Source organism: bacterium Scap17 (genome assembly GCA_013376735.1).
Taxonomy (GTDB): Bacteria; Pseudomonadota; Gammaproteobacteria; order Pseudomonadales; family Halomonadaceae; genus Cobetia.
This window is the reverse complement of record VINJ01000001.1, coordinates 3,755,769-3,772,850: the sequence shown is the minus strand read 5'-3', so window position 1 is coordinate 3,772,850 and position 17,082 is coordinate 3,755,769. Positions and strand designations below refer to the sequence as shown.

Here is a 17,082-nt window from a genome sequence, read left to right as displayed (position 1 = left end):
CTTGAGTGTCGGCTATGGCCTGTCTATCGACTGCAGCCCGCTTTTGGCTAATCGTCCATGGCTCATGGACTCTGATAGTCTGACGGCATGTATAGACGACTGACATCTCATCACAATCTCGTGCTGCTCGATCACTGGCGGAACCTGCTGGAAAGCGAGGGCATCCCCTGTGAGCTGCGCAATCGCCTGCTCGGCTCGGCCGCGGGTGAGTTGCCCGTGCTCGACTGCGAGCCCCAGCTGTGGGTGGCAGAGCATGACCTTGCGCATGCCCGCCGCCTGCTGGCGAGCATCGAGGCCGCGCCGGTCCTGCCGGACTGGCAGTGTGCCTGTGGCGAACGTCTCGAGGGCAGCTTCAGCGAGTGCTGGGCGTGTGGGGCAAGTGCGCCGCAGCGGCCCGCACCACAGGCGCCCCCGCGCGATGAGGACCCGGAGTTCGTGGCATGAGCAAAGGCACCCCGAAGGCGAGCGACTCGCCGCCGTTGACGCAAGATTCCCCCGGCTGGGCACTGCCACGCCCGTTCCTGTTGCCGATCAGCGTGAAGAAGAAGGCGCTGGATGGTTATGGTCACGTCAACAATGCCGAGTATGTGCGCTGGCTGGAGGACATCAGCTGGGCACACTCCGAAGCGTTGGGGCTTGGTATCGAGCACTACCGTGAGCAGGACCGCGGCATGGCAGTACACCGTCACGAGATCGACTATCTGGCCAGCGCACGACTTGGCGATTCGCTGATGCTGGCGACCTGGCTGGTGGATTGCGATGGTCGCCTGAGTCTGACGCGTCGTTTCCAGCTGCGCCGTTGCTCGGATGGCCATACGCTGCTGGAGGCGCGCACGCGCTTTGTCTGCATCGAGCTCTCGAGTGGACGGGCCCGACGCATGCCCGGGGCCTATCGTGAATGCTATTCGGCGGCGCTGGTGAGTGAGGAAACTGTCAGTCAGCGATGATTCCTCGCATTCCACTGCATCATTGGCGTGTTTTGGTGAATCTTGCTGGTATCTGATTGGCAAGACGCTGACGAGTCTGCTGTGCTTGTAGCAGGCGTCGTGATGACGTCAGTGCATTCCGCCAGCAGTGCAAGGAGTTCACCATGCAGATTGCCGTGCCGAAGGAAATCAAGAACCACGAGTATCGCGTCGCTCTCACGCCTGCCGGTGTGCGTGAGCTGATCGCCCAGGGCCATGAGGTGATCGTCGAATCTGGCGCCGGGGAGGGCAGTGGCTACCCCGATGCCGAATACCAGGGTGTGGGCGCGCGTCTTGAGTCGGACGTCGAGCGGGTCTTTCGCGACGCCGAGCTGATTCTCAAGGTCAAGGAGCCGCAGCCTGCCGAGGTTGCCCGGCTCGCCCGCGGCCAGACCCTGTTCACCTATCTGCATCTGGCCGCCGCCCGTGAGCTGACCGAGGGCCTGCTGAAGAGCGGCGTGACGGCCATCGCCTACGAGACCATCACGGATGTCGACGGAGGCCTGCCGCTGCTGGCACCCATGAGCCGTGTCGCCGGACGCATGGCGATCCAGGCCGGCGCGCACGCACTGGAGAAGGCGCAGGGCGGCATGGGCGTGCTGTTGCCCGGCGTGCCCGGTGTGCCGCCGGCGCGGGTCACGGTGATCGGTGGTGGTGTAGTGGGGGAGAACGCGGCACGCATGGCGCTGGGGCTGGGCGCCGAGGTGGTGATTCTCGATACCTCACTGGCGCGTCTCGAGACGCTGGACCATCGCTATCAGGGCCGGATTCGTACCGTCTACTCGACCTCCGAGGCGCTGGAGGAAGCGGTGCGGCAATCGGCATTGATCATCGGTGCCGTGCTGGTGCCCGGGGCGGCGGCCCCCAAGCTGATTCGCCGCGAGCATCTGCGCAAGATGACGCCGGGCGCCGTGCTGGTGGATGTCGCCATCGACCAGGGCGGCTGCTTCGAGACCAGCCAGGCGACCACCCACGCCGAGCCGACCTACGTGGTGGATGGCATCGTGCATTACTGCGTGGCCAACATGCCCGGCGCGGTGGCACGTACCTCGACCCAGGCGCTGACCAGCGCGACGCTGCCGTATATCGTGCGCCTCGCCAATGGCGGCTATCGCGAGGTGCTGAGCCGGGACAGCCACTTTGCTGCGGGCCTCAATGTGCATGCGGGGCAATTGATCCTGCCGGAAGTCGGCGAGGCCTTCGACATGCCCGTCACTGCACTCGCCGAGGCACTGGGGAAGGATTGAGGCGAAGGAGTGAGCCGGGCGCGCCGGCCCTTACGAAGGCTGCACGCCTCAGGGTAAGATGTGGGACATATAGCGACAGGTCATGGTGGCGGCGTTCGAGGGATTCGAGCGGGCGCTGCCGCGACCTGTCGTGATCCATTGTGAGCGAGTGCGGCCCTGCGGCACGACCTCCCGACTCAGACGCCCAAGAAGTGCATCCATGACCAAGACCCGCGTTCTTACCGGCATCACGACCACCGGCACCCCTCATCTCGGCAACTATGTCGGCGCCATTAAGCCTGCCATCGAAGCCAGTCAGGACCCGACGGTCCAGTCCTTCTACTTCCTCGCCGACTTCCACGCCCTGATCAAGTGCCAGGACCCGAAGCGCGTGCAGGAATCGCGTCGTGAGATCGCCGCCACCTGGCTGGCACTGGGTCTGGACACCGACAATGCCATCTTCTACCGCCAGTCGGACGTGCCGGAAATCCCGGAGCTGATGTGGCTGCTCAACTGCGTGTGCGCCAAGGGCTTGATGAACCGTGCGCATGCCTACAAGGGCGCCGTGGCCGAGAATGAGGAAGCGGGCATCGAGGATCTCGATCGCGGCATCAGCATGGGGCTGTTCAGCTATCCGGTGCTGATGGCGGCGGACATCCTGATGTTCAATGCGCACAAGGTGCCGGTGGGGCGTGACCAGATCCAGCACATCGAGATGGCGCGCGACATGGCCGGACGCTTCAACCACCTCTTCAAGGGCAACTACTTCACCATGCCCGAGGCGGTGACCGACGAGAAATCCCAGCTGCTGCTGGGCCTCGATGGCCGCAAGATGTCCAAGAGCTACAACAACACCATTCCGCTGTTCGGCACCGAGAAGCAGCTGCTCAAGAGCGTGCGCAAGATCAAGACCAACTCGCTGGAACCGGGCGAGCCGAAGGACCCGGATACCTGTTCGCTGTTTCAGATCTATTCGGCCTTCGCCACCGAGGCGGAAGTCGCCGCCATGCGTGAGCAGTACGCGGCCGGCATCGGCTGGGGCGACGCCAAGAACCAGCTGTTCGAATACCTGAATGATCACCTCAAGGCGCCGCGCGAGCGTTACGTCGAGCTGATGGAAGACCCGGCGCACGTCGAGGCGATCCTCAAGCGTGGCGCCGAGCGTGCCCGTGAAGAGGCCGCACCGATGATGGAGCGTCTGCGTCGCGCTGTAGGTCTGGGCAACTTCCTCTAGGTCGCCTGTCCACGCTGCTCGATCGGCCCCCGTCATCTTCCCGGATGGCGGGGGTTTCTGTTACTGGCGCCGTCGCTTCAGAGGGCGGCGTCATCGGGGCTGTCGGGCTGATGGCGTCCGGGGTGTGATGTCAGGCATATACCTGAAGGGAATGAAAAGCATGCTGGAAATTCATTCACAGCTATAAAGCGACGCGTTAGGCTTGCCGCATCAATGCTCGAAGCATGCTAAATACACAAGGGGTACGACATGAGTCAACACGCGATGCCGGGCAAGGCCAGTGAGCCTGCCCAGCCGTCTACCACCATCAACCCTCGCGCCGTCTGGGCGGGTGGGCTGCTGGTCATTGCCTCCGTGCTGCTGAGTCTGGTCGCCGGCTGGCGCCAGGGTCTGCTGTTGCTGATCGGTGGCGCGCTGGGCGTGGTGCTCTATCACGCGGCCTTCGGCTTCACCTCCGCCTGGCGAGTGTTCATCACCGAGCGTCGTGGTCGCGGCCTGCGCGCGCAGATGCTGATGCTGGCGATCGCCGTGGTGCTGTTCTTCCCGGTATTGGCAGCGGGCAGCCTGTGGGGGCAAGACGTCTCGGGCTTCGTCTCGCCGCTGGGCACCTCCGTCGTGGTCGGCGCCTTCCTGTTCGGCCTCGGCATGCAGCTGGGTGGCGGTTGCGCCTCGGGCACGCTGTTCACCGTCGGTGGCGGCAATGCGCGCATGGTGATCACCCTGATCTTCTTCTGCGTCGGCTCGGTGATCGGCACCGCGCACTTCAGCTGGTGGCAGAGCCTGCCGTCGCTGCCCGCCGTCTCGCTGGTGGACAGCTTCGGTGCACTGGGCGGCATCATCGTCAGCCTGGTGCTGTTCGCCATCATCGTGCTGGTGACACGCACGCTGGAGAAGCGTCGTCACGGTGAGCTCGAGAAGGCCGCCGTGACCGATAGTCAGCCGCGTGGCCTGTCACGTTTCCTGCGCGGCCCCTGGCCACTGCTGGCGGGTGCCGTGGCGCTGGCGCTGCTCAACTTCGCCACCCTGGCCCTGGCGGGGCGTCCGTGGGGGATCACCTCGGCCTTCGCGCTGTGGGGCACCAAGGTCTACACCACACTGGGCTTCGATGTCAGTGACTGGGGTTACTGGCAGGCGGCGGGCAATGCCAAGGCACTGGCGGCACCGCTCTACACGGACATCACCACGGTAATGAACATCGGCATCGTGGTGGGGGCGCTGGCGGCGGCGCTGCTGGCCGGCAAGTTCGCACCGAAGTGGAACATTCCGCTGCGCTCGCTGGTGGCTGCCGTGCTGGGTGGCCTGCTGCTGGGCTACGGCGCGCGCCTGGCCTTCGGCTGCAACATCGGCGCCTACTTCGGCGGCATCTCCTCCGGTAGCCTGCATGGCTGGCTGTGGCTGGTGATGGCCTTCGCCGGTAACATGCTGGGCGTGAAGCTGCGTCCCTTCTTCGCCCTTGCGCCGCGCAAGCCGGCATCGCGTGCCGATCTGGCTTGAGCCATTCCTCGCACGTGACCGCGAACGCCTCGCTCCTTCCCCATCAGGGGGATGAGCGGGGCGTTTCTCGTCATGCAGTACCCTTGTCTGCGCAACGCACGCCGACCTTGCGCAGGCTGCCGGAGATAGCACTGCGCGTGCTATCATCATGCCTTGTTCGCACGTGGAAACTGCACGTCGAAAGGTCCCTCGGACGCCCGGTTGCCAGCAGGTCTTCTGCGGTGCTTCAGCGGGCATGCTGCGCTTGTCTGCCGGCATGCCGAGAAGCTTGCCGAGCGTGAGGTCGTCCCCACTGATTCAAGAGTCTCGCCATGACGGATACTTCCAAGCGCGCCCTGTATGTTCCTTACGCCGGCCCGAGCCTGCTCGAGATGCCGCTGCTCAACAAGGGCAGTGCCTTCAGCCTCGAGGAGCGTGTCAGCTTCAATCTGATGGGCTTGCTGCCGCAGAATGTCGAGAGCATCGAAGAGCAGGTCGCGCGTGTCTACAGCCAGTATCAGCAGTGCGCCACCGACCTCGACAAGCACATCCTGTTGCGCTCGGTGCAGGACGACAACGAGACCCTGTTCTTCCGTGTGATCGAGGAACACCTCGAGGAGATGATGCCGATCATCTACACCCCGACCGTCGGTCAGGCGTGCGAGGAGTTTTCCAACATCTACCGCAACCACCGCGGCCTGTTCATCTCCTACCCGGACCGCGAGCACATGGATGACATCCTGCGCTCCGCGACCAAGGACAACGTCAAGGTCATCGTCGTCACCGATGGCGAGCGTATCCTGGGGCTGGGCGATCAGGGCATCGGTGGCATGGGCATCCCCATCGGCAAGCTGTCGCTGTACACCGCCTGTGGCGGCATCAGCCCGGCCTACACCCTGCCGATCTCGCTGGATCTTGGCACCAACAACCAGAAGTTGCTCGACGACCCGCGCTACATGGGCTGGCGCCACGAGCGCGTCACCGGTGATGACTACAACGCCTTCGTGGCCGAGTTCATCACTGCCGTGAAGCGTCGCTGGCCGAAGGCCATGATCCAGTTCGAGGACTTCGCGCAGGCCAACGCCATGCCGCTGCTCGAGCGTTACCGCGATGAAGTCTGCTGCTTCAACGACGACATCCAGGGCACCGCCTCCGTCGTGGTCGCGACCCTGATGGCGGCCTGCAAGGCCAAGGGCGAGAAGCTCTCCGACCAGCGCGTCACCTTCCTGGGTGCCGGCAGCGCCGGTTGCGGTATCGCCGAGATGATCGTGGTGGCGATGGTCAAGGAAGGCATGGACGAGGCCGAGGCCCGCAAGCGCGTCTTCATGGTCGATCGCTTCGGTCTGCTGACCAGCGACATGGAAGGCCTCTACGACTTCCAGAGCCGTCTGGCCCACGACGTCGACAGCGTGGCCGACTTCGGTGACCGCGGCCTGCTGGATGTGGTCAAGGCCGCCAAGCCGAGCGTGCTGATCGGTGTGTCCGGCCAACGTGGCCTGTTCAGCGAAGACGTGATCCGTGCCGTGCAGGCCGGCTGCGAGAGCCCGCTGGTGATGCCGCTGTCCAACCCGACCTCGCGCGTCGAAGCGACACCGGCGGAAGTCATCGAGTGGACCGACGGCAAGGCGCTGGTCGCCACCGGCAGCCCGTTTGCGCCGGTCGAGCACAATGGCCATACCCACGCGATCGCTCAGTGCAACAATGCCTACATCTTCCCGGGCATCGGTCTGGGTGTGCTGGCGTCCAATGCCTCACGCATCACCGACAACATGCTGATGGCCGCCGCCAACGCGCTGGCCAACAACGCTCCCATCGTCCTGAAGGGCGAGGGCGCGCTGCTGCCGTCACTGGGCGACATTCAGGATATCAGCCGTCAGATCGCTTTCGACGTGGCGCGTCAGGCCCAGACCGATGGTGTGGCGCTGACCTCCAGCGACGAGATCATCCAGGCCAACATCGAGAAGAACTTCTGGCAGCCGCGTTACCGCGCCTACCGTCGCAAGGCATTCTGATCGCGCCTGCGCCGTCATTGAGCGCATGGTACAGACTGCGTAAATGAAGAAGCCCCCGCAGGCCATGCCTGCGGGGGCTTTTGTGTGGCAGTCAGCGCTGCGGTGAGCGGCTGGCGGGTTACAGCATGCCGCGCAGCACGTAGTGGAGGATGCCGCCGTGGCGGTAGTACTCCAGCTCGTTGTCGGTATCGATGCGGCACAGCGCCTCGATCTTCCGCTCACCCTTGTCGCTCTTGAAGGTGACCTGGACCTTGCCGCCGGCCGTCAGGTCATTCAGGCCGCTGATGCTGATTTCCTCATCACCGGTCAGCCCCAGCGACTGGCGGCTCTCGCCTTCGGGGAACTGCAGCGGCACCACGCCCATGCCGATCAGGTTGGAGCGATGGATGCGCTCGTAGGACTCGGCGATCACCGCACGCACGCCCAGCAGCAGGGTGCCCTTAGCGGCCCAGTCACGCGAGGAGCCGGTGCCGTACTCCTTGCCGGCGACGACTACCAGCGGCGTGCCTTCCTCGGCGTACTTCATGGCGGCATCGTAGATGGCCATCTGCTCGCCGGACGGTACGTGGCGGGTCTCGCCGCCCTCGACACCATCGAGCATCTCGTTGCGGATACGCACGTTGGCGAAGGTGCCGCGCATCATCACTTCGTGGTTGCCGCGACGCGAGCCGTAGGAGTTGAAGTCCTTGACCTCGACCCCGTTCTCCTTGAGGTAGCGACCCGCCGGGCTGTCCGGCTTGATGGCGCCGGCCGGCGAGATGTGGTCGGTGGTCACCGAGTCGCCGAGCATCGCCAGCACGCGGGCATTCTCGACATCCTGAACGGCTTCGGGCTCACGCTGCATGCCTTCGAAGAACGGCGGATGCTGGATGTAGGTGGAATCCTTCCACTCATACACTTCGGCTTCCGGTACCTCGATGGCCTGCCAGGTCTCATCACCGTCGAAGACCTCGGCGTACTCCTTGCGATACATCTCGGTACGTACCTGCTCGACGGCCTCGGCGATCTCGGCCTGACTCGGCCAGATGTCCTTGAGGAAGACGTCATTGCCCTCAGTGTCCTTGCCCAGCGGCTCCTTGGAGAGATCGACCCGTACGGTGCCGGCGAGAGCATAGGCGACCACCAGGGGCGGCGACGCCAGCCAGTTGGTACGCACGTTGGGATGCACGCGACCCTCGAAGTTGCGGTTGCCCGACAGCACCGAGGCGACCGTCAGGTCGCGCGCATTGATGGCGTCCTCGACCGGTTCCGGCAGCGGCCCGGAGTTGCCGATACAGGTGGTGCAGCCATAGCCGACCAGGTTGAAGCCCAGCTCGTTGAGGTCATCCTGCACGCCGGCAGTCGCCAGGTAGTCAGTGACTACCTTGGAGCCCGGCGCCAGAGAGGTCTTGACCCACGGCTTGCTGCTCAGGCCTTTCTCGCGCGCCTTGCGCGCCACCAGGCCTGCCGCCAGCATCACGCTGGGGTTGGAGGTGTTGGTGCAGGAGGTGATGGCGGCGATGACGACATCACCGTGGTCGAGACGGAAGGTCTCGCCATCCAGCTCGCTGTAATCGCCGTTCTTCACCTCGCTCTGCTTGTCGTAGCTCTGCTTGACATCGACGGCGGTCTGGCCACCCTCGGACAGCCACTTGCCGTCCTCGATGTCCGGTACTTCTCCCAGTTGATCGCCGAGAATCTTCTCGAAGGTCTGCTTGATGTCAGTGAGCGCGACGCGGTCCTGCGGGCGTTTGGGGCCAGCGAGGGAGGCGACGACATCAGTCATGTCCAGCTCGAGCGTATCGGAGAAGACCGGCTCGTGGCCCGGTTCGCGCCACAGGCCCTGCTCCTTGGCATAGGCCTCGACCAGCGCGACCTGCTCATCGGAGCGACCGGACAGACGCATGTAGTTGAGCGTCTCGTCATCCAGCGGGAAGAAGCCGCAGGTAGCGCCATACTCCGGCGCCATGTTGGCGATGGTCGCGCGGTCGGCCAGCGGCAGGTCATCCAGGCCATCACCGTAGAACTCGACGAATTTGCCGACCACGCCGCGGCTTCTCAGCATCTGGGTGACGGTCAGTACCAGGTCCGTCGCGGTGATGCCTTCGTTGAGCTTGCCGGTCAGCTTGAAGCCGACCACTTCCGGAATCAGCATCGATACCGGCTGGCCGAGCATCGCGGCTTCCGCCTCGATACCGCCGACGCCCCAGCCGAGAACGCCGAGGCCGTTGATCATGGTGGTATGGGAGTCGGTGCCGACCAGGGTGTCGGGGTAGGCGAAGGTCTTGCCATCCGCTTCACGTGTGAAGACAGCGCGGCCGAGGTATTCCAGGTTCACCTGGTGGCAGATACCCGTGCCTGGCGGGACGACGGAGAAGTTGTCGAAGGCCTGCTGGCCCCAGCGCAGAAACTCGTAACGTTCGCGGTTACGCTCCATCTCGATGCGCACGTTGTCCTTGAAGGCGCTCGGATCGCCGTAGTGATCCACCATCACCGAGTGGTCGATGACCAGGTCCACCGGAGTCAGCGGATTGACCTTCTCGGGGTCGGCGCCGAGCTTCTTGACGGCGTCACGCATGGAGGCCAAGTCGACCACACCGGGCACGCCGGTGAAGTCCTGCATCAGCACGCGCGCTGGACGATAGCCGATCTCATGGGTGCTGGAGGCGGTCTTCTGCCAGTCGGCCAGTGCCTTGATGTCTTCCTTGGTCGCGGTTTCACCGTCCTCGAAGCGCAGCTGGTTTTCCAGCAGCACCTTGAGCGTGAAGGGCAGTCGCGTCAGGTCGCCAAGCGTGTCGGCCGCCTTCTTGAGCGAGTAGTAGTGATAGCGCTTGTCTCCGACTTCCAGCTCGGAGAGGGTGTCAAGCGAATCCAGTGACTGAGAGCGCTGGGAACCCATGATTCTCCTCCTTGTCGTTGTCTTCACCGGCCAGACTGCTGAAGTGTCATCCAACAGGCGCGTCAGGTGCCGTGGCCGGATGCGACGCGTCGCGAGAGCGACTGCCAGGTCGCGGATCATTGCCTACATAAGGCTATGGTCATCATGTGACAGGAATTCAAGCGCACACCATCATCGAGAGTAGTGTGAAGCAAGGAACCCTGCGTCGCGTTCGCTGCCATAGAGGATGCCGTCACGATTCTCGCGCGGCGTGAATGCGGCCTCTGAGGTATCCAATGCAATGGCATCTGAAACGGTGCCCCTCGCAACGTCCGTCGCGTTCACCATCAGGCACAACGGAGGCTGTCATGAACGATCAAGGGCGCAGGCCGAGCGAATCCGGCGAGCTGTTGGAAGATGATGAGGTTCTGGATGCGGCGGTCGAGCAGTGGCTGGCGGAGCATTCCTCGGGGCAGTCCGATGAATGGCCGGGTCATGAGCTGCTGGACGATGAGGAGGGGCCGGTCAATGAGGCGCTGCATGAGGTGGAGATCCACTGTCCCTACTGCGATACGCCATTCACGGTGTTTCTGGATCTGGACGAGGGCAGTCTGACCAACATCATCGACTGCGAGCGTTGCTGTCAGCCGATTCAGGTGCGCCAGCAGGTCGACCCGATCAGCGGGGAACTCGAAGGTCTGGATATCGGCCAGGATGACGACGTGCTGTGATGACCGCCTACGGCGTGATCACGTGAGCGCCGTGTGTGGCTGGCTTCCAAGGCAGGGTACCGGAGATGCTGTATTCTATGGGCGAGGTCACTTATGATCCCGACACTCGCTGTTGGCGTCATCGAGCTGCCATAGGCAATCTCTATGGTGGCGATTGCAGCAAACATTTGGCATCTGCCACACGTGGCGATTAGTCTGTGTGGCGATTCATCACAAAGGCGGTCCGCTGCCTTTATCATCATTATTCCTCAGGAGATCACCATGAGCGTATTGGTCGGACGTCAGGCCCCGGATTTCGAAGCCGCAGCAGTGCTGGGCGACGGTACCATCGTCGACAACTACAAGCTGTCTGATTCCAACGGCAAGCTGCGCGTGCTGTTCTTCTGGCCGCTGGACTTCACCTTCGTTTGCCCGTCTGAAATCATCGCCCACGACAACCGTCTGGCGAAGTTCAAGGAACTCGGCGTCGAGGTCATCGGTGTGTCCATCGATTCCCAGTTCACTCACCACGCATGGCGCAAGACCTCTCCGGACGCTGGCGGCATCGGTGAAGTCGGCTTCCCGATCGTGGCTGACGTCAAGCACGAAGTCACCCAGGCATACGGCATCGAGCATCCGGAAGCTGGCGTCGCTCTGCGCGCTTCCTTCCTGATCGACGAAGAGGGTGTCGTCCAGCACCAGGTCGTCAACAACCTGCCGCTGGGCCGTAACGTCGACGAGATGGTCCGTATGGTCAAGGCCCTGCAGTTCCACCAGACCAACGGCGAAGTCTGCCCGGCAGGTTGGGAAGAAGGTCAGGAAGGCATGAAGGACACCGCGGAAGGTGTTGCCAAGTACCTGGCAGGCCACTCCAGCAGCCTGTAAGTCGCTGCTGACGAGATCAGTTCATGCATCCCATGGCTGACTGATCGAGCGCCTGCCTCCGACACCTCTGCGTGAGTGTATCGAGAGGTAGGCGAGCCGGAAGCCGTCGCCCTTGGCGGCGGCTTCCGCGCATCTGGGCAATGCCATCCTGCGGGCTCGTGCTTGAGCATAAGCTTCTGCGATGCCGGTCTGAGTCCGGTGCTGAAAGCTGGCGGCGTCTGCGCTACTCTGCGCAGTCCTCCGTTCCATCACCACCGTGTCCTGAGCCATGCCGATCGCACTCGCTGTCCGTATCGCTCAGCACATTGATCATCAGCCGTCGCTGGGGCGACTGGTGAATTTCTCCGCCTTCATCTGTCACTGAGGTCATCCATGAGCAATGTCCGTCACGAACGACTGATCATCCTTGGTTCCGGCCCCGCGGGTTATACCGCTGCCGTCTATGCCGCGCGTGCCAATCTCAAACCGCTGTTGATCACCGGCATGCAGATGGGTGGTCAGCTGACCACTACCACCGATGTCGACAACTGGCCGGGTGATGATGCCGGCGTGCAGGGACCGGAGCTGATGGAGCGCATGCGCCGTCACGCCGAGCGCTTCGAGACCGAGATCCTGTTCGATCACATCAATGAAGTGACCCTCGGTGAGCGTCCCTTCCTGCTCAAGGGTGACAACGGCAGCTACAGCTGTGACGCCCTGATCATCGCCACCGGCGCCAGCGCGCAGTACCTGGGTCTGCCGAGTGAGCAGCAGTTCATGGGCCAGGGCGTCTCGGCCTGTGCGACCTGTGACGGCTTCTTCTATCGCAATCAGGAAGTCGTGGTAGTCGGTGGTGGCAACACCGCTGTCGAGGAAGCGCTGTACCTGTCCAACATCGCCTCCAAGGTCACGTTGGTGCATCGCCGTGACAGCCTGCGCGCCGAGAAGATCCTGCAGGACAAGCTGTTCGACAAGGTCGAGAACGGCAACATGGCGGTCGAATGGCACCACACCCTCGACGAAGTGCTGGGCGACAACTCCGGCGTCACCGGCGTGCGTCTGCGTCATGTCGAAAGCGGCGCCACCAAGGAGTTGAGCTCGATGGGCGTGTTCATCGCCATCGGCCACCGTCCGAATACCAGCCTGTTCGAAGGCCAGCTCGAGATGCAGGGCGGCTATCTCAAGGTCCAGTCCGGTCTGGAAGGCAATGCCACCCAGACCAGCATCCCCGGTGTCTATGCCTGTGGCGATGTGATGGACCACGTCTACCGTCAGGCGATCACCTCTGCCGGTACCGGCTGCATGGCGGCGCTGGATGCCGAGCGTTATCTGGACGGCCTCATCGCCTGAGATCGTCCTGCCCATTTCGACACGATCCATGTCGACACGATCTGTGTCGAGAGTGTCTGATTCGGCACTTTCTGATTCGAGACAGTCTGATTCAGCACTGCCCGACCGGCCCCGCAGCCTCGCTGCGGGGCCGGCCTGCGTTCAAGGCCCTGTCAGGACTTGGCTGGGAGGGCTGAGGCTCAGTAATGGGGTGGCAGCTCGTCGTGTGGCTGCGCACTGAAAGGTGCTGTCGAGTCTGCATCGCCTTGCTGTTCGCGCAGGGTGCGTAGCTGGCTGGCCATCAGCGCGGTGAGGCGCTCGAGGGTCTCTATCTGGCGCTGCTGGGCGATGACGGTGCGATCGAGGGTCTCGAGCCAGTCATCCTGATGCGCGAGGCGCGATTCCAGTGCTTCCAGTCGGGCTTCCAGGTTGGGATCAGTCGAGGTTGTCATGCATCTGGGTTCCAGAGGGTGAGGGAATGGTCCGCGTGGGCAGTGGGGGAGGAGGGTAAGGCGGCCGCCGTTGGATGACGACTCATGCCACGATTGCTCAGCGATGGCACGCCGAATCGTTGCTGCGGTCGTTGCCTGGATCGTTGTCGATTTACCGCAAAGTGTTGAAGGATTGTCACTGAGTTGCCTCAGCCGCATCAGGAAGAGGCGTGATAGACTGTTGACAGTGCGATTGACTTGTTTTTCGTATATCGCACCCATTGACGGCCTTCGATTGCCTGCGCTTCGCGCGTCATTGACAGGGCCGGTTCCATCGACTGATGTGGAGTTACCTGCATCACGAGCCACGACGTCACCAGAGCGATGCACAGGTATCTTCGCGTGTATCAGTGACGGTGACGGGCACCGCCGTGAGGCGCTGCATTCAGGCAGTTTCCCGACTGACGATAGCTGCTGTAACCCTGTCGTGCGGTCAGGCGCTGTCCATTGCGATCAAGGGCAGAACATTCTGATAGGGATCATCCGAAGCACTCATTTCTGCCCTCGCGTTACACCTCCACCCATTACCTAGAGAGTTTATCTTGATGAGTTCCAAGACGTTCTTCCGTTGTTTCATCATCAGCCTGCTGCTGGCACTGCCGGCACCGTTGCTGATTGCTGTCTTCATCACCCTGACCGGCGGCCAGCTGGCCGACACCCTGAGCCAGGCGCTTAGCGTCGAGGGCTTCGAGCTGGCGTACGCGGCTGCCGTCGCGGCCGTGTTCATCCTACTGTTGATCGCGACGCTTGCCATCCCGGTGCTGTCTCCGCGCTCTGCGGTACTGGCTGAAGTCGAGGACGACGATCGTGAGATCGGCGAGGTCAAGTGGTTCAACGTCAACAAGGGCTATGGTTTCGTGACCCGTGAAAGTGGTGAAGATGTCTTCGTTCACTTCCGTGCCATTCGTGGCAAGGGCCACCGTACCTTGGCCGAAGGTCAGAAAGTGCGTTACCACGTCATCAGCAATGAGCGTGGCCTGCAGGCGGATGACGTGACAGTCATCACCTGATCGCTGACGCGCTCAGTGAAAGACGACAACGCCCCGCAGGCCAGCCTGCGGGGCGTTGTCGTTTCATGGACTGTCACCAGAAGAGACGGGTCACTCAGCCCTTGTCCGGCCAGGTGAAGGCCTCTTCGCTGCCATCAGCCATGACGCGGAAGAAGCGGTCCGGCTCATCACCGGGCTGCCAGCTGCCCAGTGAGCAACGCGTCTCGACCTGCAGGGCCCGGGCGGCGTCGCGTGCGCAGTCGACATCGCGCGCCCAGGGGGTACTGGCGCTGTCGAACCACAGGCTGGCGAAGCCATCGGCGACCTTCTCGACCACCAGCACCGCGATCTCGGCGCCATCACGCGTGAGGCGCGTACGGTGCTGCAGCTTGCCGGCCGGCTGGAAGACGACGACCTGACCGAACTGCTCGCCCAGCCAGGCGCCCAGTGCTTCCAGGCTCAAGGGCTTGAGGTAGATCTCGATGTCCGGATATTGCTCATCGGCGTCATTGTGCGGGGTGTCGCTCATGCCGGGGTCTCTTGGGTCGCGGGGACAAACAGGTATTCCAGGATGTGCTCGTAGGCGCTGGAGAGTCGGTCCAGATCGCTGGCCATGACGCGTTCATCGATCTTGTGGATGGTCGCGTTGACCGGCCCCAGCTCGACGACCTGAGTGCCGAGCGTGGCGATGAAGCGACCATCGGAGGTGCCGCCTGAGGTGGACAGGACAGGTTTGCGTCCCAGCGCGCGTTCCACGCCGTGCACGGCGGCATCGACCAGCGCACCTTCCGGCGTCAGGAAGGGTTCACCACTCAGGTTCCACTCGATCTCGACGTCCAGACCGTGCTTCTCGAGGATCTCATAGGTGCGACGCTTGAGATCATCGGCGGTCAGCTCGGTTGAGTAGCGGAAGTTGAAGACCACTTCCAGCTCGCCGGGGATGACGTTGGTCGCGCCGGTACCGCCACGGATGTTGGAGATCTGGAAGCTGGTCGCCGGGAAGAAGTCATTGCCGTTGTCCCAATGCTCGGCGGCCAGGTCAGCCAGAGCCGGGGCGGCATCGTGGATCGGGTTGCGCGCCAGATGCGGGTAGGCCACATGGCCCTGGATGCCCTTGATGTGCATGACTGCACCCAGCGAGCCGCGACGGCCATTCTTGATCACGTCCCCGGCGTAGTCGGTGGAGGACGGCTCGCCGACGATGCAGTAATCGAGGCGCTCATGATGCTCGCGCAGATACTCGACCACCGCACGAGTGCCGTGAACCGCCGGGCCTTCCTCGTCGGAGGTGATCAGGAAGGCGATGCGGCCTTCGTGGTCCGGGTTGGCGGTCACGAAGCGCTCGGTGGCAGTCAGCATCGCGGCCAGCGAACCCTTCATGTCGGCGGCGCCACGGCCACACAGGAAGCCGGCATCGTCGATGCACGGCGAGAACGGCGGATACTGCCAGTTGGCTTCTGGGCCCGTCGGCACGACATCGGTATGGCCGGCGAAGGCCAGCACCGGACCATGGTGTCCACGCACCGCCCAGAAGTTGTCGACATCGCCGAAGGGCAGCCGCGTGATGGTGAAGCCCAGCGCCTCGAGGCGTTCGATCATCAGGGTCTGGCAGTCCAGGTCGTCCGGCGTGACCGAGGGGCGTGAGATGAGATCGAAGGCCAGCTCCAGCGTCGGAGACAGATCGGCGGGGCGTGGAGGAAGCGGTGCGTTTGAATCAGTCATCATGGGCCATCGCTGCAGGCGTCATCGCGAGGAGCGACAGCGCGAAATTCGGGGGGGGAGAGACGAAGTGTGTTCATGCCGGCTCGGACACTGCTGCCCGAGCCGGGAAATGCCACGGCTGCCCGTCATGCTGACAGGCAGCCGTCACACGTATCAGTTGTGAGCGTGCAGGGCATCGTTGAGCGCGATGGCGCTCTTGTTGGTGAGGCATTCGACACGACCGGTGATCGAGTTGCGACGCAGCAGCAGGTCGTCCTGATTCGCCAGCTCACGTGCTGCGATCGTCTCGACTTCCTGGCCTTCGTTGTCGAAGACCATGACCTTGGTGCCAGCGGTGATGTACAGGCCAGCTTCCACGGTGCAGCGATCGCCCAGCGGGATGCCGATACCGGCATTGGCGCCGATCAGACAGCCTTCGCCGACCTTGATGACGATGTTGCCGCCACCGGACAGGGTGCCCATGGTGGAGCATCCGCCGCCAAGATCAGACCCCTTGCCGACGAAGACGCCCGCAGCGATACGGCCCTCGACCATGCCCGGGCCTTCGGTGCCGGCATTGAAGTTGCAGAAGCCTTCGTGCATCACGGTGGTGCCTGCGCCCAGGTAGGCACCCAGACGCACACGTGCGGTATCGGCGACACGGATGCCGGTCGGCACCACGTAGTCGGTCATCTTCGGGAACTTGTCGACGCAGTCCACGGACAGGGTGCGACCTTCCAGGCGGGCCTTGAGGCGGCGCGCCGGCAGCTCTTCGATGTCGATGGCGCCTTCGTTGGTCCAGGCGACATTCTTGAGCAGACCGAACATGCCGGTCAGGTCGATGCCGTGCGGGCGCACCATGCGGTGAGACAGCAGGTGCAGCTTGAGGTAGACCTCCGGCACGCTCTGCGGGGCGGCATCTTCCTCGATGAACATGGCGACCAGCGGGCGCTGGCTGGTGGCCAGGCTCTCGGCCAGTTCGGCCTGGGCGCTGTCACCGGCGTCGCGCAGGGCGCTGGCCAGGGCGGCGCAGTGTTCCGGCAGGAAGCTGGTGGCGGTGGTGCCAGCCGGTGCGTCCAGTGCCTTGCGAGCGGCGTCAACAACGGCAGCGGTCGGCTTGAACAGCGGGGCAGGATAATAGACTTCCAGCCAGTCGCCGGTGGTGTTCTGGGTGCCGATTCCGAGGGCAAGGCTCAACATCGTGTCAATCTCCGGGGTGTCCAGTGGTGTA

At 63.3% G+C, this 17,082-nt stretch carries 15 protein-coding genes; 10 read left to right on the top strand and 5 right to left on the bottom strand.

What is annotated here, in order from left to right:
* Window positions 1-87: 87 nt before the first annotated feature.
* The 6 genes from FLM52_16000 to FLM52_15975 all read left to right on the top strand — a co-directional run bounded on the left by FLM52_16000 (window position 88) and on the right by FLM52_15975 (window position 6,910).
* A complete protein-coding gene (locus FLM52_16000) occupies window positions 88-444 on the top strand; it encodes a DUF2007 domain-containing protein (GenBank protein ID NVN57241.1) in 357 nt (118 codons plus the stop codon).
* Window positions 441-947, top strand: coding sequence for an acyl-CoA thioesterase (locus FLM52_15995; protein ID NVN57240.1), 507 nt, complete (start codon window positions 441-443; stop codon window positions 945-947). The genes FLM52_16000 and FLM52_15995 overlap by 4 nt, the downstream gene beginning before the upstream one ends.
* A gap of 143 nt (window positions 948-1,090) precedes the next feature.
* Window positions 1,091-2,212, top strand: a complete 1,122-nt coding sequence (gene ald / locus FLM52_15990; protein NVN57239.1) for an alanine dehydrogenase — start codon at window positions 1,091-1,093, stop codon at window positions 2,210-2,212.
* Window positions 2,213-2,411: 199 nt separating this feature from the next.
* On the top strand, window positions 2,412-3,425 hold the full coding sequence (locus tag FLM52_15985) for a tryptophan--tRNA ligase (protein ID NVN57238.1): 1,014 nt from the start codon (window positions 2,412-2,414) through the stop codon (window positions 3,423-3,425).
* 264 nt (window positions 3,426-3,689) lie between these two features.
* A complete protein-coding gene (locus FLM52_15980) occupies window positions 3,690-4,919 on the top strand; it encodes a YeeE/YedE family protein (protein NVN57237.1) in 1,230 nt (409 codons plus the stop codon).
* Between the two features lie 311 nt (window positions 4,920-5,230).
* Window positions 5,231-6,910 (top strand): NAD-dependent malic enzyme, encoded by a 1,680-nt coding sequence (locus tag FLM52_15975; protein NVN57236.1) that lies wholly within the window; start codon window positions 5,231-5,233, stop codon window positions 6,908-6,910.
* Between the two features lie 118 nt (window positions 6,911-7,028).
* Here FLM52_15975 and acnA read toward each other — a convergent pair whose 3' ends face one another.
* Window positions 7,029-9,764: an aconitate hydratase AcnA gene (gene acnA, locus FLM52_15970; GenBank protein ID NVN57235.1), complete on the bottom strand. Its 2,736-nt coding sequence runs from the start codon at window positions 9,762-9,764 to the stop codon at window positions 7,029-7,031.
* Window positions 9,765-10,135: 371 nt separating this feature from the next.
* Between acnA and FLM52_15965 the strand changes: the two genes are divergently transcribed.
* From FLM52_15965 to trxB, 3 genes are all read left to right on the top strand, one after another.
* Window positions 10,136-10,498, top strand: a complete 363-nt coding sequence (locus FLM52_15965; protein NVN57234.1) for a CPXCG motif-containing cysteine-rich protein — start codon at window positions 10,136-10,138, stop codon at window positions 10,496-10,498.
* A gap of 261 nt (window positions 10,499-10,759) precedes the next feature.
* Entirely contained in the window at window positions 10,760-11,362 is a 603-nt protein-coding gene (locus FLM52_15960) for a peroxiredoxin (protein NVN57233.1), read from the top strand.
* Window positions 11,363-11,734: 372 nt separating this feature from the next.
* Entirely contained in the window at window positions 11,735-12,691 is a 957-nt protein-coding gene (trxB, locus tag FLM52_15955) for a thioredoxin-disulfide reductase (protein NVN57232.1), read from the top strand.
* A 179-nt stretch (window positions 12,692-12,870) separates the two neighbouring features.
* Here trxB and FLM52_15950 read toward each other — a convergent pair whose 3' ends face one another.
* On the bottom strand, window positions 12,871-13,122 hold the full coding sequence (locus FLM52_15950; protein ID NVN57231.1) for a SlyX family protein: 252 nt from the start codon (window positions 13,120-13,122) through the stop codon (window positions 12,871-12,873).
* A 584-nt stretch (window positions 13,123-13,706) separates the two neighbouring features.
* Between FLM52_15950 and FLM52_15945 the strand changes: the two genes are divergently transcribed.
* On the top strand, window positions 13,707-14,171 hold the full coding sequence (locus tag FLM52_15945) for a cold-shock protein (GenBank protein ID NVN57230.1): 465 nt from the start codon (window positions 13,707-13,709) through the stop codon (window positions 14,169-14,171).
* Window positions 14,172-14,265: 94 nt separating this feature from the next.
* Here FLM52_15945 and FLM52_15940 read toward each other — a convergent pair whose 3' ends face one another.
* From FLM52_15940 to dapD, 3 genes are all read right to left on the bottom strand, one after another.
* Window positions 14,266-14,679: a hypothetical protein gene (locus tag FLM52_15940; GenBank protein NVN57229.1), complete on the bottom strand. Its 414-nt coding sequence runs from the start codon at window positions 14,677-14,679 to the stop codon at window positions 14,266-14,268.
* A complete protein-coding gene (gene dapE, locus FLM52_15935) occupies window positions 14,676-15,872 on the bottom strand; it encodes a succinyl-diaminopimelate desuccinylase (protein ID NVN57228.1) in 1,197 nt (398 codons plus the stop codon). Before dapE ends, FLM52_15940 begins: the two co-directional genes overlap by 4 nt.
* Before the next feature lie 153 nt (window positions 15,873-16,025).
* A complete protein-coding gene (dapD, locus tag FLM52_15930) occupies window positions 16,026-17,051 on the bottom strand; it encodes a 2,3,4,5-tetrahydropyridine-2,6-dicarboxylate N-succinyltransferase (protein ID NVN57227.1) in 1,026 nt (341 codons plus the stop codon).
* Between the last annotated feature and the right edge of the window lie 31 nt (window positions 17,052-17,082).

What these genes read in the sequence shown, in the direction of transcription:
- ald (NVN57239.1), top strand. Translation starts at nt 1,091, where the DNA reads ATGCAGATTGCCGTGCCGAAGGAAATCAAGAACCACGAGTATCGCGTC.
- dapD (NVN57227.1), bottom strand. Translation starts at nt 17,051, where the DNA reads ATGTTGAGCCTTGCCCTCGGAATCGGCACCCAGAACACCACCGGCGAC.
- FLM52_15960 (NVN57233.1), top strand. Translation starts at nt 10,760, where the DNA reads ATGAGCGTATTGGTCGGACGTCAGGCCCCGGATTTCGAAGCCGCAGCA.
- FLM52_15945 (NVN57230.1), top strand. Translation starts at nt 13,707, where the DNA reads ATGAGTTCCAAGACGTTCTTCCGTTGTTTCATCATCAGCCTGCTGCTG.
- FLM52_15995 (NVN57240.1), top strand. Translation starts at nt 441, where the DNA reads ATGAGCAAAGGCACCCCGAAGGCGAGCGACTCGCCGCCGTTGACGCAA.
- FLM52_15985 (NVN57238.1), top strand. Translation starts at nt 2,412, where the DNA reads ATGACCAAGACCCGCGTTCTTACCGGCATCACGACCACCGGCACCCCT.
- trxB (NVN57232.1), top strand. Translation starts at nt 11,735, where the DNA reads ATGAGCAATGTCCGTCACGAACGACTGATCATCCTTGGTTCCGGCCCC.
- FLM52_15940 (NVN57229.1), bottom strand. Translation starts at nt 14,679, where the DNA reads ATGAGCGACACCCCGCACAATGACGCCGATGAGCAATATCCGGACATC.
- FLM52_15950 (NVN57231.1), bottom strand. Translation starts at nt 13,122, where the DNA reads ATGACAACCTCGACTGATCCCAACCTGGAAGCCCGACTGGAAGCACTG.
- FLM52_16000 (NVN57241.1), top strand. Translation starts at nt 88, where the DNA reads ATGTATAGACGACTGACATCTCATCACAATCTCGTGCTGCTCGATCAC.
- dapE (NVN57228.1), bottom strand. Translation starts at nt 15,872, where the DNA reads ATGACTGATTCAAACGCACCGCTTCCTCCACGCCCCGCCGATCTGTCT.
- FLM52_15980 (NVN57237.1), top strand. Translation starts at nt 3,690, where the DNA reads ATGCCGGGCAAGGCCAGTGAGCCTGCCCAGCCGTCTACCACCATCAAC.
- FLM52_15975 (NVN57236.1), top strand. Translation starts at nt 5,231, where the DNA reads ATGACGGATACTTCCAAGCGCGCCCTGTATGTTCCTTACGCCGGCCCG.
- FLM52_15965 (NVN57234.1), top strand. Translation starts at nt 10,136, where the DNA reads ATGAACGATCAAGGGCGCAGGCCGAGCGAATCCGGCGAGCTGTTGGAA.